The 14,671-nt window shown below is 67.0% G+C and carries 10 protein-coding genes and 1 pseudogene; 6 read left to right on the forward strand and 5 right to left on the reverse strand.

Annotated features, from left to right (window positions below; all coding sequences use genetic code 11):
- The first annotated feature begins 39 nt into the window (after positions 1–39).
- Positions 40–1,263 carry an IS701 family transposase gene (locus EDD90_RS10615; RefSeq protein WP_260327790.1) on the forward strand — a complete coding sequence of 408 codons (1,224 nt, stop codon included), beginning with the start codon at positions 40–42 and terminating at the stop codon, positions 1,261–1,263.
- A gap of 481 nt (positions 1,264–1,744) precedes the next feature.
- On the opposite strand, the gene EDD90_RS10620 is transcribed toward EDD90_RS10615, so the two are convergent.
- The 4 genes from EDD90_RS10620 to EDD90_RS10635 all read right to left on the reverse strand — a co-directional run bounded on the left by EDD90_RS10620 (position 1,745) and on the right by EDD90_RS10635 (position 7,868).
- Positions 1,745–2,080 (reverse strand): beta/gamma crystallin domain-containing protein, encoded by a 336-nt coding sequence (locus EDD90_RS10620; protein ID WP_123972793.1) that lies wholly within the window; start codon positions 2,078–2,080, stop codon positions 1,745–1,747.
- 205 nt (positions 2,081–2,285) lie between these two features.
- Positions 2,286–3,206, reverse strand: a complete 921-nt coding sequence (locus tag EDD90_RS10625) for a hypothetical protein (RefSeq protein WP_123972794.1) — start codon at positions 3,204–3,206, stop codon at positions 2,286–2,288.
- Positions 3,207–3,530: 324 nt separating this feature from the next.
- Positions 3,531–4,124, reverse strand: coding sequence for a LuxR C-terminal-related transcriptional regulator (locus EDD90_RS10630; RefSeq protein WP_185149029.1), 594 nt, complete (start codon positions 4,122–4,124; stop codon positions 3,531–3,533).
- Between the two features lie 825 nt (positions 4,125–4,949).
- Positions 4,950–7,868: an AAA family ATPase gene (locus tag EDD90_RS10635; RefSeq protein ID WP_123972796.1), complete on the reverse strand. Its 2,919-nt coding sequence runs from the start codon at positions 7,866–7,868 to the stop codon at positions 4,950–4,952.
- Positions 7,869–8,124: 256 nt separating this feature from the next.
- Between EDD90_RS10635 and EDD90_RS10640 the strand changes: the two are divergent.
- Positions 8,125–8,388: pseudogene (locus tag EDD90_RS10640) on the forward strand (transposase family protein); the annotation flags it as partial.
- Between the two features lie 4 nt (positions 8,389–8,392).
- On the opposite strand, the gene EDD90_RS55265 reads toward EDD90_RS10640, so the two are convergent.
- Entirely contained in the window at positions 8,393–8,764 is a 372-nt protein-coding gene (locus tag EDD90_RS55265) for a DUF2326 domain-containing protein (protein WP_260328711.1), read from the reverse strand.
- Between the two features lie 778 nt (positions 8,765–9,542).
- Between EDD90_RS55265 and EDD90_RS10650 the strand changes: the two genes are divergently transcribed.
- From EDD90_RS10650 to EDD90_RS10665, 4 genes are all read left to right on the forward strand, one after another.
- Entirely contained in the window at positions 9,543–10,025 is a 483-nt protein-coding gene (locus EDD90_RS10650; protein ID WP_123972797.1) for a hypothetical protein, read from the forward strand.
- 171 nt (positions 10,026–10,196) lie between these two features.
- Entirely contained in the window at positions 10,197–13,088 is a 2,892-nt protein-coding gene (locus EDD90_RS10655) for a LuxR family transcriptional regulator (protein WP_123972798.1), read from the forward strand.
- A gap of 598 nt (positions 13,089–13,686) precedes the next feature.
- Positions 13,687–13,917 carry a CopG family transcriptional regulator gene (locus EDD90_RS10660; RefSeq protein WP_123972799.1) on the forward strand — a complete coding sequence of 77 codons (231 nt, stop codon included), beginning with the start codon at positions 13,687–13,689 and terminating at the stop codon, positions 13,915–13,917.
- Positions 13,914–14,327, forward strand: a complete 414-nt coding sequence (locus EDD90_RS10665; RefSeq protein ID WP_123972800.1) for a PIN domain-containing protein — start codon at positions 13,914–13,916, stop codon at positions 14,325–14,327. Before EDD90_RS10660 ends, EDD90_RS10665 begins: the two co-directional genes overlap by 4 nt.
- Positions 14,328–14,671: the final 344 nt, after the last annotated feature.

Consider the following 14,671-nt stretch of genomic DNA (forward strand, 5'->3'; position numbering starts at 1 on the left):
ACCCACCCCCTCTGCACCCCCGAACAGGACAGGAGCAGAGTGCCGGGCACGGGCCCTCAGTACATCAAGAACTCTGCACCTTCATCCGTACGCGGCTCTGTACGTTCACGTGTACGCCGACACTCGGGCCCGCACCGCCTGCAGCACTTCCTCTCCCGAGGCGCCTGGGACCACGATCTGGCCCGCGACCGGCTGATGGCCTGGACGGCTGGCCAACTCGCGGACGACCAGGCGGTGTTGATCGTGGACGAGACCGGCGACGAGAAGTCCTCCACCGACTGCGTCGGCGCATCCGCCCAGTACTCCGGGGCACTCGGCGGAATCGGCCTGTGCCAGGTCGCAGTCCACCTCACCTACGCCTCGACACACGGGCAGGGGTTGATCAACCGCGCCCTGCACCTGCCCGCCGACTGGGCCGCCGACGAGGAACGCCGCCTGCTCACCCACGTCCCCGACGAGACGGGCTTCGCCACCAAGCCGCAGCTCGCCGCCGCCATGCTCAAGCGCGCCCGCACCCTGGGCATCCAGGCCCGATGGTTCGTCGGCGACGAGGTCTACGGCGGCCGGGAACTGCGCCATGCCGCCCGTGCTCTCGGCTTCGACTACGCGCTCGCCGTGCGCGCCGACCACCGCGTGAACACTGCAGCCGGCCGCTTCACCGCCACCGAACTCGCCGCCCGCGTGCCGCGCCGCATCTGGATGCGCATGCGCACCGGCCACGGACTGAAGGGGGACCGGCACTACGACTGGGCCATGCTCGGCATATGCCCCGACGACACCCCCGACGACCAGCCACCCGGACACGCCAACCTGCTGGTGAGACGTCACCGCTACACCGGCGAACTCTCCTTCTACCGCTGCCACACCGCCGCCCCGGTGGCCCTGGCCGCCCTGGTCGACGCGGTGTGCTGCAGATGGAAGATCGAAGAGGACTTCCAGGCCGGAAAGTCCGCCTGCGGCCTGGACGAGGGCCAAAGCACCTGCTGGAACTCCTGGATGCGCTGGAGCCTGATCAGCATGCTCGCCGCCGCGGTCCTGGCCGTCACCCGCGCCCGCACCCGCCATACCGGCAAACCCGCCGGCCCACTCGCCCCCGCCAGCCGCCGCGAGTTGCTCCGTCTCCTGCGCGCCACCGTCCTGCCCCGGCCCCGCCGCGACCTGGGCCACCTCCTGCACTGGTCCGCCTGGCGCCGCCGCCACCAACACCAAGCCGCCCAAGCCCACCGCCACTGGAACAACATCACCGCCGCCGCAACCACCTGACCAGCAACGATGCCCTACCGATCAAGAACTACAGCTGCCGTGACTGACGACACATGTTGGGCGCAGGCGACTTGCCAAGGTCACCTCCACAACGGAGCTTCGTAGCGTCCAGTCGTGCACCCTCCCGACATCGTCACACCGCAGTGACCTGCACACTCACGAGATCACCGCGACTTTGCAATCGCCCTGGAAGGCCACCGGCCCGAACACACTCGTACCCCAGCCCACGTGAAAGCCCGTGGTCAGAGGCCTTATCGGAGTTCCGATAAGGCCTCTGACCACTCCCGGGGGACCGCTTGGGGACCAATCGGTCAATGCCGTTCACTGTGGGGTGTGTTCCGTGTCCTGCCCCTCGCTCGCCGAGCGGTGGATCGAGGAGCGGCCTGCCTTTCGGGATCGAATTTCAAGGAACTTCCGACGTCGATGGAAAGGCGGCAGTCTGATTTCACGTCCGCAAGGCGTCCCAGTAGAACGCTCTGGTTCAGACAGTCTTGATCGCGACGAGGTTTACCTTCACGGTATCACCAGTGGGCCAGTTGATGGTGCTCCAGCGCGACATGCTGTGGTAGGAGTTGTCAGTCTCCCTCCAGAGAATTTCGTTGTTGCCACTGCTGATCCTGTTGACCCAGTAGCCGTTCCCCAAGTCCACCGATCCGGCGTTCGCGAAGCAGTGGTCCACCGTGAAATTCTCCGTCACGCGGAGGAAGTCCGTACGGTCTCCGCAGTTCACCGCGTTCATGGCAGATGCGGGCGTGGTTATGCCCGTGGCGAGCGCGGTGGCCAGGCCTGCGATCGCCGCTACTTTCTTGAAGCTCAATCTCACTAAAGTGTCTCAATTCTTTGAATGGAGCGGCCCAGGCTGACGCCTGAGCCGGGTCGACCGACTTTCGATCCGCCCGTGACTGGACATAAGCTTGCAGATGTATCTCCGGTCAATCAACCAGGAGTCGTATCGATTAGTCGTTCTTCTAATGCCGCGAAGGACCGTCAGGCAGTCGGACCAAAACGGGTAGGGTGTGGATTCAGGCTGCGGGAGGCGCGGCCAGAAGGTGCGCCACCTGGCCGGTCTGTTTCTGGACTTGTTCCTGGTAGTCGGTCAGGATGGTGGCATTAGTAGATATGAGCTGCTGCTGGTATCCGGTGAGTACGGCGAAGTAGACGGCAGCCAGGCCCGATGACCGCGTGCAGGACTCGGCGGCGGTGGCTGCGGCAATCTCCTGGGCGGTGGGCTTCGCCGTATTCCACGGGCTGTCGGCCAGCTTCTGGGGGTCGTCGGCCGGGTGCCCGGCCGACGACATACAGGCGGACCAGTGTGTGCGCGCGTCGCTGACCCGGCGGTCCGCACCCGCCTGCTGCAACGACTGACCGAAGAGGTCCTGGGTGAGCTTCCAGCCTCGGGTGCCAGTGAGATCAGGCAGTTGTGCGGTCACCTCGTCCAGGCAGGCTTGACTGTCCTTCGCCGCCTGGCCGGTTAGGCGCGAAGCATCGGTTGGGGGCTGTACTCCGATGTGGAACCCGAGGCGCTTCGCGGTTGCACGGCCGAGGTAGCCCCAGGCGCCGGCCGGGCGGACCGCCTCTTTGTCTTCTTCGGTCTTCGCGGTGGTCCGGGTCATGTTCTGGCCGGAGTAGCTTGAGTGTCCTCGTTTTTTCATGCAGCGGACGACCAGTGCTTTGCGTGTCCGGAAGAGCAGGTCGTCGTCTTGCTCGGAGGTGCCGTAGGCAGACAACGGGAGCCGCATCAGTCCGTCATATCCCGAGGAGGGCGCTGTCGGCGTGGCTGCGATGACTGGCGGGGTCGGTGCGACATCCGCCGCGCCGTTTGCCAGGCTTGCGGAACAGCCGGTGGTCAGCAGGAGACCGACGGCGATCGCTGCACCATGGGTCAGGCTCGCGACGCGCCGTGAGGTTTGCTGCGCGGCGGGTGCGAATCGGGGCGTTCTCATGCTGGACTTGCCTTTCGGGAAGCAGGAGTGTGATGTCGTTCCCCACGGGATGCCGACGGCTCCTCGTCGGTGCAGGGAGGGCACCGAACCTGGTTCTCGTCGGGAGCTCAGTGTCATCTGAGCCGGCTGCTTGATGGACATAGCCGAGTGTGCAGGGAAGACCCGTGCAGGTGTTCTTCGCCGTAGCATGACCATGCATGGCTGCTTTTGACCTGAGCACGATTCCGGGGAGTTGGAGCAGCATGGGCGAAGCGGGAAGGAGTTGCGCCCCGAAGACAGCATCCGGGATCGGCGGTCACGGAGTTCACCACAATGTGGAGCTTTTTATATGGTGGCGTCATCGTTCACTCGCGGTGGCCAGACGTCCACCCTCAGGACACCCACCGCATAGGCGCGTGCCACCAGCGCCACCCGATTCGACACGCTCAGCTTCCGCAACAGCCTGCCGATACGGTATTCGACGGTCTGGCGACTAATGAACAAACGCGATGCCAGGACTTCCGACGTCAAGCCCACCGCAATTCCTTCCAGGATTTTGCCGTCAACCTTGCTCAGGCTCCGGACGTCGTCGATACCGCCTGCACCCCCTTTGCCCACCGTACGAACGGAGAGGACAGCCGCCGCGCCGTGTGGCAGGCTGCCGCGCAGGACCCAGGCGGTCAGGACGCCGGTCAGCGGTAAGGCGTCCCGTCTTGGCACTGCGATTCGACCGCTGAACTGGTCTGCTGTCCCGTTGAACAGCTCGGTGAGGTGACGGGTCAGGGGTTCACGCTGGTGGGACACCACGAGGTCATGAAACTGCCGGCCGCACAGTTCGTCGGCATTTGCACCGAACGCCCGGAAGAACTCCCTATTTCCATATTTGATCTCTTGTTTTGGTCCTAGGAAAAGAATAATTCCCGCACCGGCTTGCTGCATGGAGTGATTCACATGCAGTGCGCGCTGGACGGAATGTTCGACGTGGTCGACCCCATGAGGTCGACCAGTGCGAATGCCGTCACTGGCACCAAACACCCGATTAGATCCCCGATTCATTCAGATTCCCCTCCGCCTTTCTCTGCCCCCACAGGCTGAAACTGGTGTCGGCTCTCAAGCGTCTGGCCATCTGGCGTGCTCCGACGTATTCGACGGTCCGCTTCCGACCCCACCTGTTACCACAGGGGGCGGTAGATAAACTTGCTCCATTCGCACTCAGGCATAAGCGGATCTCCCGGTTGCGCAGATAGTTCGGGACGAGGGTGAGATCTGCGCCCCATACGCGATGCGCGAACGTCTCAGGCGCGCGGGTCGGATGCCTGTTGCCATGTGGGCGCCTTCGATGTCCTTCCTTTTTTTGCGTCTATCACGCTTAGCTCCTCTGTGTCCTGCTATGTTTCATGGCCACTGCTTGCGCCGCACCGTTGGCCACGCCCGCGCAGCAGCCGGTGGCCGGGGGACTGTCGGCGATCACGACGAACCGGATGCACGGACACTGGGTCGTGTGGCGGGTGACTTGCTCAGTGCGTCGCAGAAAGGTCACCGCGGCTCTGGAGGCGCTCGGTGCGCCATGCTGTACCCGCTGTCTCACTGACTGCTGCGGGTCACGATGCTGGCAGGCGTGATCAGCTGTTTCGGCTCTGCCGGGCGTTCAGCGGCTAAACGTAGGGAAACCTGTCGCGAGTTGTCGTGTCCTCGTCCGGCCGTGCCGGGGCAGTAGGGACAGGCAGGGGTAGGGGGTGCGCTGAGTGTGGGGGCCGTGCCGTGTCAGAGGGAGCCGGTGAGTACGGCGGTGGCGAGTTCGGTGCGGGAGCGCTTTCCGGTGCGGGCGAACAGCCGGGTCAGGCGGTTGGCCACGGCGTCCTCGTTGAGCCGCAGGACGGTGGCGATCTGACGGTTGGTGAGCTGTTCGGCGATGAGGGTGGCCAGAAGCCGGTCGTTCTCGGTGGTGGCCTGTTTACGGCCGGGGGTGGTGACCCCGGCTTCTCGTAGCGCGGTCCTGGTGTGGAAGCGCCACAGGCTGGCGCCGGTCATGCCGAACAGGTCGTACGCCTCGTGGAGCAGCGTGGCCGGGACCGCGCCCGCGATGGCGGCCGCGAGCAGGGTGGTCGCCATCTCGAAGGGCAGGTTACGAGAGCGGGCGAGGTCTACCGCTTCGCGCAGGTTCCCCCGGGCGGTGTCGGGGGCGTCGTGGCGCAGGACGCGGGCGCAGGCCAGCAGGTGCCGTAGGCGGGTCCGGTCGGTGCCCGTCCGGGCGGTGATCCCTTGCAGGTGTTCGAGGCAGGTCAGCGCCTCGGCGGTGCGTCCGGCCTCGGCCGTCACCTCTGCCAGCAGGGCCCACAGCTCGTCCGTGCCGTAGATCTGGTTGTGCTCCCGTGCCGTGGCGAGCCCGCTGAGCAGTGTCTTCTCGGCCTCGTCCAGGTCGCCGAGGGTCATGAGCGCTTCTGCCTCGGAGGCGTGCAGGGCGCACTGCGGTGGGCACGTCTCGGGGCCGCGCATGTCCTCGACGATCTGCAGGGCGCTGGTGACGCGGCCCTGGGCGAGGAGGATGGCCGCTGTCCGCGCGGGGAGCAGCGAGCTGTCCGACACCGGGGTGGACTGGACCTCGTTGTGGGCCAGCAGTCGGCGGGCTGACTCCAGTGCCTGGTCCCACCGGCCTGTGAGGTGGTTGACGAGGAACTGGCTGAGCGGGGGAAGTATGTGTACGGTCAGCCCGGCGGTCTCTAGGAGAGTGTCGGCCGCGTTGAGGTCGTAGCCGACGAGCAGGTCGTCGAACATGCCGCTCGCCAGCGAGTACACCTTGCCGGGTGGTAGCTCGAGGGCGTCGGGCATGGCCAGTCCGTGCCGGTAGGGTTCCGGCCGGCCCATGGCCAGTTCGGCCATGGCGCTGAAGATGGTGGGTGTCGCGCGGGGGCGTGTGCTGGTGTTCCACACCGTCTTGGTCTTTTTGAGCAGGTCCGCTGTCTGCCGCCATTTGGAGAGGTGGCACAGGGCCAGGGCCTGGCCGGTCACCTTGGCCAGGTCGGGCACCGGCAGTGCGTCCCACCAGTAGGCGGTCGCGAGCCGGCCCATGGTGGCCCAGTCGCGCTGGTTGGCCGTGGCCGCCACGACCAGGCAGGCGGCCTCCTGCAGGTCGAGGTCGCTCAGCGTTGGTCCCGGGTCGCGCAGCAGCGCTTCCCCGACGGCTCGTCCGGTGGTGTAGTCGCAGGCCAGGTAGGCGGTCGTCCCGTACTGCTGGAGGACGAGATCGCGGGCGTCGGCGTGCTCGGTCAGGTCACGGGCTGCGCGCAGCCACCGCAGGGCCCGCCCGTCATCGGTGCCGGGCCTCATCTGCCGTGCGGCAGCGGTCAGTTCGGCCACCGCGCGCTCGCGGTCGACGAGGCTTCCTGCGTCCGCGACCCGGTCTGCCCGGTAGGCCAGAGCGTTCGTCTCGTCGAGAAGAACCGGCGCCGGGGAGATCCCGGATCCGGCGCGCTCCGAGTCCGCGTCGTTCCAGAGGAGTTCGACCGCCGCGGCGGACAGCCGGCTGCGGTCCACCGGGCTCAGCCGCTCCCGGACGGTGTGCGCGGTCAGCGGAAGACGGAAGGTCCAGCCCCGTACCGTGGTTGCGTCTTCTCCGGGCAGTTCCTCGATGATGCCCGCCTCGACCAGGCGGCGGACACCGTCGTAGGCGGCGTCGGTGGACAGGCCGGTCCAGGCGGCGGTCAGCTGAAGGGCGGGCTGGCCGAGTGGTCCCAGGATGCTCAGTGCGGCGGCCACCGCGCGCGCAGGCTCGCCAAGTCGGTCCAGTGGAGTGACGAACCGGTCGTCGTCGGGCAGTACCGGTACTGTCGTCCTCCCGGGTATGAAGGCGTGGCCGTCGGCGACCCGGATCACGCCCCGGCGCGTCCAGCCAGTGAGCAACGCCTCGATTGCTCCCGGGATGCCACGCGTCAACTCGCGCACCTGCCCGGCCAGGACAGTGTCCGCTCTGGCCTGCAGCCACCGCGCCACCAGGGCAGTGGTGTCCCGCGGTCCCAGCGGAGGCAGAACCAGCATGCGAGCCCCCTCGACGCCGGCCAGCTGATCTATGATCGACGCCGCACCTTCACGGCCCGGGCCCCGGACCCCTTCGGCGTTGAGCCCCTGGCGTGGCGCGCTCTCGTGGCCGGTCGGGAAGGTGTCCGCTTTCATGTCTGCCGCGCTCGATGCGACGTGCTGCGCGGCCGACACCACCAGCCGGACACCGGGAGCATCGATACGGCTGAGTGCGGCCAGGGAGTCGGGGTCGGCATGCTGGACATCGTCAACCAGGACGGTCACCGGTGCGCGACGGCTGACAGCGGCGCACAGCAGCGCCTCCATCGCCGCCTGGTCGCACTGGTCGAGGGCCGACAGCGCCCGGGTAACCGCGCCTGTGGCCGACCGGTGGCATTCCGCGTGAGGCCGGCGCTCCTCCAACGCCATGATCAGTCGCAGCGCCAGCAGCAGCGGTCGGTCACCGTCGCCGGGGACACAGTCCACAGCAAGCACGGTGGTTCCCTGCGCGCGCAGTCGCTCACCGGCCGCGCGCAGGAACGCGCTTCGTCCCACACCGCGTTCGCCTCGTACGAGGACCAGGTGCGGGCCGCCGGGCCTGTTCAGAAGTTCGTGGACCTGTTCCGACTCGCGCTCGCGGCCGAGCAGGCGGCGATCGGTGCGGTCCATGCGGGCGGGCGTACCCCAGCGGACCAGATCATTGGTTCCCGACCACGCAGCCACTGTGCAACACGTCCCTTGCTTTGGAGATATGCCTCCGTCCGCCGTGAACACTGCCGTTCCCAATTGTGCGCCGACGCCCGGGGCTTGGTCTGTGCGCTGGACATTATGAACGGCGCCGCCCCACGTGGACCGCCAGGACCCTTGCGTACGATCTCTCGGTGACGGAGTTCTCAGTGAGTCTTTCCCGGTAAGCGCCCGTCGCTCGCTCGTCGACCTCGGCTACGAGAACGCCGGCGACGGCTTCCGCCACCCGCACAAGAAGCCCGCCGGAGGCAAGCTGACCGAAGCCCAGCAGACCCACAAAAAGGTCATCCGCGGCATCCACGGCGTCTGCGAGCGCGCCAACTCCCTGCTCAAGACCACCTTCAAAGCCCTGCGCAGAGTCAGCCTCGACCCCAGCCGCATCACGAAGATCGCCGCCGCAGCCCTCGTCCTGCTCCAGCTCGAGTACGACCGCACCATCTGAACAATCACACAACGTCATGATCCGTTACTGGGAAAGACTCAATGACTGGGATGTTATCGCTGTTAATGAAAGCGACATATTGGAAGTCCTCGCTTTCGCTGTACATTTTTGCATAACTGAGAGCAAGGGCGATCTGCCGTTCATCCACGCCTTCGAAAAGTAAGCTGTCACGTAGCAAAAAGCCAGGATTATTTTCGTGACTCTGCCATACGCGCGCCAAAGATACGTCATAGGCGAAAATGGCCATCAGATCCACGCCATTAGATCCACGACTCTGTAGTTTGGTCTCAAAGGTAAAGTCATTTTCGCTCAGACCGAAGCTCAGCTCGCCTGGTTGCCCATATAGGTAGCGCGTAACATCGACGAAGTTGGAAATTACTTGCGACCATCGAGGCCGACGTTCGGCGCGATCGAGGAGTACGAGGCCAACAGCCGGACCACTGAGGCCGGTAAGCCGACGGTCGACCAGTACGCCGCCGGGTGAGCCCGCCGGGCAAACGCGGCACCGCCTATCGCGGTGAGCGATCCGCCCAGCTCAGCCCGCGTCATCAGGTCAGTCATGCCAATGAACTCGCCTGAGCCATCGGTAAGACGCCGGGCGCAACGGCCGATGCGCGGTAAGCGATGCCGTGCCGCTGCTGGCCGTTGAACACGCTTTCCCACTGACGGGCCACCAGGCCGACCACTGATGGCCCTTCGGCCGCCCCCACCGGTCCGGCATTCCATCCGGCATCCCAGGAAGGTTGGGTTTCTCCAGGTCAGAGCCGGTGCAAGCATCCCAGCGTCCCAAAATGGACCAATGGAACGGCGGTTGGGACGTCGCATGGCACAGGCTTGGGCCCAGCAAGCACGGCGCTGCGCTGGCCGCGCGAAGTGCTCGCCGAAGCCGAGTGAGCCTCCCGCCCGTTTTCTTTGCCAACGCCTTGCAAAGGGCCCGGGGGTTCGGTCGTCTCTCCTCCGGTTCCGCACCACCGCAGAGAGGGGCTTGATGCGCACCCGCGGCGGCACGAAGGGCCACCTCGCACGACAAGCGGACGAACCGGGCAACAAGCCGAGGCGATGACCAACCGGCCTCGATCTTGCATGCCGGCTCGTCAGCCTGACTGGCGGGCAACCCACACTCTCAACCGACCAACCGAACAGATAGGGCAGGCATGAAAAGCGCATTCAGGCGGACATTCCAGGTCGCGCTGACGACATTCGTCGCCACAGCCACCATGGGGGTGTTCGCGACGAGCGCAAGCGCCGCGCCGGGCGATAACACCTGGATCAGCAACAGGGACGGTATGTGCATCACCGTCACCGGTGGAGGCAATGTCTATGGTACTTCTCAGTGCGGCTGGGGTAACAGGGCACAGTTGTGGGAGCGGGTCGGGTCCCAAATCAAGTTGGCTTACACGAATATCTGCCTCGATAGCGATGCTAGCGGCGCCCGGGGCTGGACCGGCCATGTTTACTGGGGGGAATGCAACGGCGGCAATTTCCAGAACTGGGACTACGTCGACGCGGGCGGTGGCTGGGTTGATGTACGGGACCGGGAGACCAAACTTTTTCTGGTTATACATCAGGACGGGATCGTGGATACCCACATCGATGGCAACAGCAACGGCCCTCTTAGTTTCTACGGTGGCGAGTAGTCGTCGCACACGGCTTCAGCCGCGATCCACTGCGTGAATTCTGATCACGGGTGTCGGGCGGGTTCCTGATGCTTCTTCGGGATGCGGGCAGCGGTGAGTCCAGGTACAGGGAACGCAAAGGCACCGGGTGCTGTCTCACCTCGGGGGCCGAGGAGAACGGGCGAGGTCACCATGCGCCGACAACGTGGAGCGGTTATCGGCAGAGACGGCGATATCCGGGCGGTGGAGGATGCGTTTCGGGCCACCGGTGACGCGGCGCGTGTCCTGGTGGTCACCGCCGGGGCGGGGATGGGCAAGACGGCGGTACTGGAGCAGGTGCGGCATGCGGCGGCCCAGGACGGCGCCGCAGTGGTGCGGCTGGGCTGGGAAGGCGAAGACACCCGGGATATGGCCGACGCGATTGTCGTCGCCGGATGCGGCCTGGTCCTCGCCGACCCCGACGACTGCCTGCTTCCTCTGCCCACCGCCCTGCGAGCACGACTGGGTGCCGCGGCCCGGGAGGGCGGGGCGAGCGGACTGTCCGCGTTCTCCGACGCACTGGCCGCAGCAGCCCGCCAGATGCCCTTCACGCTGGTCGTCGACGGCATCGAGCGCATGCCGCGGCACGTCGCCGACGCATTGAGCACGCTCCTGCGGATCTTCCGCCCGCACGGCGTCCCCGTGGTGATGGCCGGCCGGCCGCAACCCGCGGCGGACCCCCGCCGCGCCCAACTGACAGCCGCGGCCGACCAGGTCCTCGAACTTGCGCCACTACGGCCGACCGACGTCGCCGCGCTCGTCGACATCCACGTCACCCGGCGATTCAACCGTCCGGCCGAGCCTGCTCTGGCGGAGTCGGTGTCGCGGGCGCTGGGCTGCCTGGCAGGCAACCCACGAGCCGTGCTGTCGCTCCTCGGTACCCTGGACAAAGAAGACCTGCTGGAACTCGACGGCCGGATGTGCCTCACGCGTGCGGAGAAACAGCTGCGGCTGACCACCGAAGAAGCCTTCCTCCTCGGTTTCGGCCGCCCCCATGCGCCCCCGTACCCCGGGATCGTCGAAGCGGCGATCATCACCGCCTGCCTGTTGGACCATGCCGAAGTGCACGTCGATGACGTGTTCAGACTGGCACCATCGGCCGACGCCCGAGCTCTTGAGCACACACTGGGCCGCCTGGTCACAGACCGGATCCTGACTGCGGACCCGCAGGGCCGCCTGTCGTTCGCCGTCCCGGCACTCGCGGCGGCTCTGCGGACCCTACCCATTCGGCGCGACGTACAGGGCAACTACGCGCGGTTCGTCACACGCTTGACGGACAAGCTCGGTGCCGAAGCCACCGGCCGCGGCTACCCAAGGCTGGCCGATCACGTCGCAGCCTTAGGCCCGCTCCTTGCCGACTCCCTCGCGGTGCCGCTGCTGCTGGCCGCAGCCCGCGAGGAAGCCAGGACCAACTGGCCTCGATCGGCCCGCGCCTACACGGCCGCGCTCGACCGGCTCACACCACGGGACCAGCGCACCCCTGATGTGCTTCACGAGGCGAGCAGCCTGAGCCTGCGACACGGCGACCACGACGGGATCCTGGCGCTCGGCAAGCCCCTGCTCGCCCTCCTGGACACACCGCACACCGAACACACCCCAGCCGGTCTGTCAAGCGTTGCCACCGCATGGGTGTGGGCCGCCCTTCACGAACACCGAGCTCCTTGCGCCAACATCATCCGTCCCCGCTCCGGCGAGAAAGCTGACCCGTTTCCCGCCGCGGCCGGGCTGGCGGCCCTCGGCGGCCTATACGGCATCGGCCCGCTGACGCCCCGAACGACAATGGCCGCCTGCCACACCCCGGACACCGATCCCGGGCACCGGCGCACGCCGTTGCCCTCACCCGCCGAACTGCATCTGGTGGCCGCCGCGGTGGCCAGCCACACCGAACTGAGCCGCGCACGGCGAAACCTGCCCCCCGACACCATCGACGACCAAGCCCTCGACCAGCTGCGCCACGCCGCCGCCTACGCAGACCTGGCCGGTGCACTCGCCGCCGTCCTCGGCGACCGGTACGTCGCGGCCGAAGAGGGCATCGCCCTCCAATACCGGGGCATGGTGCGCGACTACCTGACAGGGAACTGGGACGCAGCACTGACAGCAGCCCGCCGCATCGAGCTACGCAGCCGGACCCGAGCCACGACGGGCACCCCCCACCTTCCGCGGGCGCTGGCCGCGGAGATCCACTGCACCCGCGGGGACATCGCATACGCCCGCGCATGGCTGGAGATGGTCCCCGACGCCCTCACCCACCCCCTGGCGGCACGCGCCCGCCTGGCCCTGCAGTACTGGTCGGGCCGAACAGAGGAGGCGCTGGAAGGAGCCTGGCACGACGCGCGGCAGGCACGCAAGAACGGCCAACTCGCCGGTCTCGAGAGGCTGCTTCTGCGCATCCTGTCAATCACCGTCCGCGAGGACCGACCGCACATGGTCCAGCAGGCTCTGGAGGAACTACAGACCCTGCAAGAGGAGGCTGCCACACCCATGACCCACGAGGCCCTCCTCATCGCACGGGGCATCGCCCACCGCGACACGGACAGCGCGCTGACCGCCCACCACTTGATCGAGCACCGAGGCGATGTCCATCTGAGCGTCATCTCCAGCCTGTGCCTGACGGATATTGCCGACGACCCCCGGCCCTGGCTGATCGAGGCCATGCGCAACGCGAACGGCCTCGGCCTCGGGCGCCCGTTCCGCAGCGCCGTCACCCGTGCCGCGCAGCGGCGCAACATCCCCGTACCCAGGCTCCGTCAGACCAACGAGAAACTGACGGAACTCGACATCGCACTAGTGCGCATGGTCAGTGCCGGTGTGACCAACCGGCAGATCGCCGCCGAACTCTCCTGCAGCCACAAAACCGTGGAACAACGCCTGACACGGCTCTTCCAGCGCACCGGCTCTCATTCCCGAGCAGAACTGACCGCCGCCTGGCTGAACGGAACCCTCACCCGCACCCGGATCGCCACCGACTCCGATCCGCCCAGCCCCGGCCCCCGGACAACGGCTGCCCCGCCCCACGCACCCGACGCGTGCAGTAAGTGGGCCTGAGGCGGTCTGCGCTGGGCGCCGCCCCACCATGCGGCGAGAGACGGTGCTCGACATGATGCCTTGAGGAGCACCGGCCGGGCGGTGGCACTGGCTGAAGGTGGGGACCTGGGACACAATTTCTGACGGGAACGGACGACTCTGCGCCGCATCACGAGGCTTCCTCCGACGATCTCGACCCGCAGCCCGATCGACGCTTCGATCTCGTCAGCGGAAAGCCACTCCACGGCTCTCACAACGCACGCTTCCCGGTTCCGCCCACCCTCCAGGGGGCCAGGGGATCACGAGAGAGCGACAGGGGAGGCGAGAACAGCACACAACCCTTGTGCCACAAAGTCCCCCACCCTCACTCCTCAGACCTGTGCGCATGTATGGGCTCCGTCTGTCACCCAAAACCCCTCCAGCCTACGTTTTCGCAGGTCAGACGGGCTTTCACAGGTAGAGCCCAGGGGAGTCGAACCCCTGACACTGGCAGGCAGCGCTCCCAGTACCAGGCCTGCGGCCTTCCAGGGCAGCCCCTCGCTTGCGGTGCGCGACGAAGCCGCCCCCATCCGCCCCCGGGATACCAGCAGTAGGATAGGCCGCCAAGTACTCGATCACCATGCCGCGGGACATCGCCGAAGCCGCCAAGGCCCGCAGCGGCCCGTCCGGGCTGTCCGCCTACGTCGCCGCCGCCGTAGCCCGCCAGATCGAACGCGACAACCTCAACGAACTCATCCTCGTCGCCGAAGCCGAGCACGGCCCGATCGCGGACGAAGAGATCCAGGCGCTGCGCGACCAGCTCCACCAGGCCCGGCGTCAGCAGGCGCAGGGCGGGGCGGACGCGACATGACCCGCTCCCCCGCCGTTCCCGGCGGCACCCTCGTGCTGGACAGCGAGGGGCTGGCCAAAGCCTTCCTGCGCGACCGCACCGTGACCGGGTGGCTCGCTCTGGCCCGTGCTGACGACCTGCGGGTGATCACCTGTGCGGCCACCCTGGTTGAAGTCGTCCACCCACGGATCAACCGCCCGGCGCTTGAGTGGACACTGTCCCGCCTCGTCGTCGAACCGGTCACCGAACCCATCGCCCGCCACGCCGCCGCCCTCCTTGCCGACGCCGGCCTGCACGGCCACAAATGCGCCATCGACGCCATGCTCAGCGCCACCGCCCTCGCCGCCCCCGGCCCCGTCACCATCCTCACGTCCGACCCGGAGTACCTGACCGCGCTGTGCGGCACACGCGCCGCCGTGATCAAGGTCTGACTCGGCACCCTCCTCGATCGCCGCGCACTCCACGGCGTCAGCGATTCACGCCGGACGCTCCCGATCCCCACAGCTCCCAGCATGGACATCAACTGCGGCAGGGCGAAGTGGGGCATGAGCTATGCCGACGACGGGATCGCGGCAGCACAGGCGGTCGGCAAGTTCGCCCTACGGGGCGGGGTGAGCCGTCGTCTCACCCCGCCCCGCGTCAGATCTCCCACTTGGAGCACAGCGTGTCCAGCATTCCCTCCGCCCCGGAGATCCCCCTCGTGCTCCGGTGGGTTGCCGCCATCGCCGCATCAGTAGGGATTCACCACCCTGTACCGGTCGGTTGCTACAACCGG

Origin of the sequence: Streptomyces sp. Ag109_O5-1, from assembly GCF_003814875.1 — a bacterium.
Classification (GTDB): Bacteria; Actinomycetota; Actinomycetes; order Streptomycetales; family Streptomycetaceae; genus Streptomyces; species Streptomyces sasae.

Coding starts and splice junctions, on each gene's coding strand:
- EDD90_RS10625 (WP_123972794.1), bottom strand. CDS start 3,206: ATGAGAACGCCCCGATTCGCACCCGCCGCGCAGCAAACCTCACGGCGC.
- EDD90_RS10630 (WP_185149029.1), bottom strand. CDS start 4,124: ATGCAGCAAGCCGGTGCGGGAATTATTCTTTTCCTAGGACCAAAACAA.
- EDD90_RS10635 (WP_123972796.1), bottom strand. CDS start 7,868: ATGGACCGCACCGATCGCCGCCTGCTCGGCCGCGAGCGCGAGTCGGAA.
- EDD90_RS10650 (WP_123972797.1), top strand. CDS start 9,543: ATGAAAAGCGCATTCAGGCGGACATTCCAGGTCGCGCTGACGACATTC.
- EDD90_RS10655 (WP_123972798.1), top strand. CDS start 10,197: ATGCGCCGACAACGTGGAGCGGTTATCGGCAGAGACGGCGATATCCGG.
- EDD90_RS10660 (WP_123972799.1), top strand. CDS start 13,687: ATGCCGCGGGACATCGCCGAAGCCGCCAAGGCCCGCAGCGGCCCGTCC.
- EDD90_RS10665 (WP_123972800.1), top strand. CDS start 13,914: ATGACCCGCTCCCCCGCCGTTCCCGGCGGCACCCTCGTGCTGGACAGC.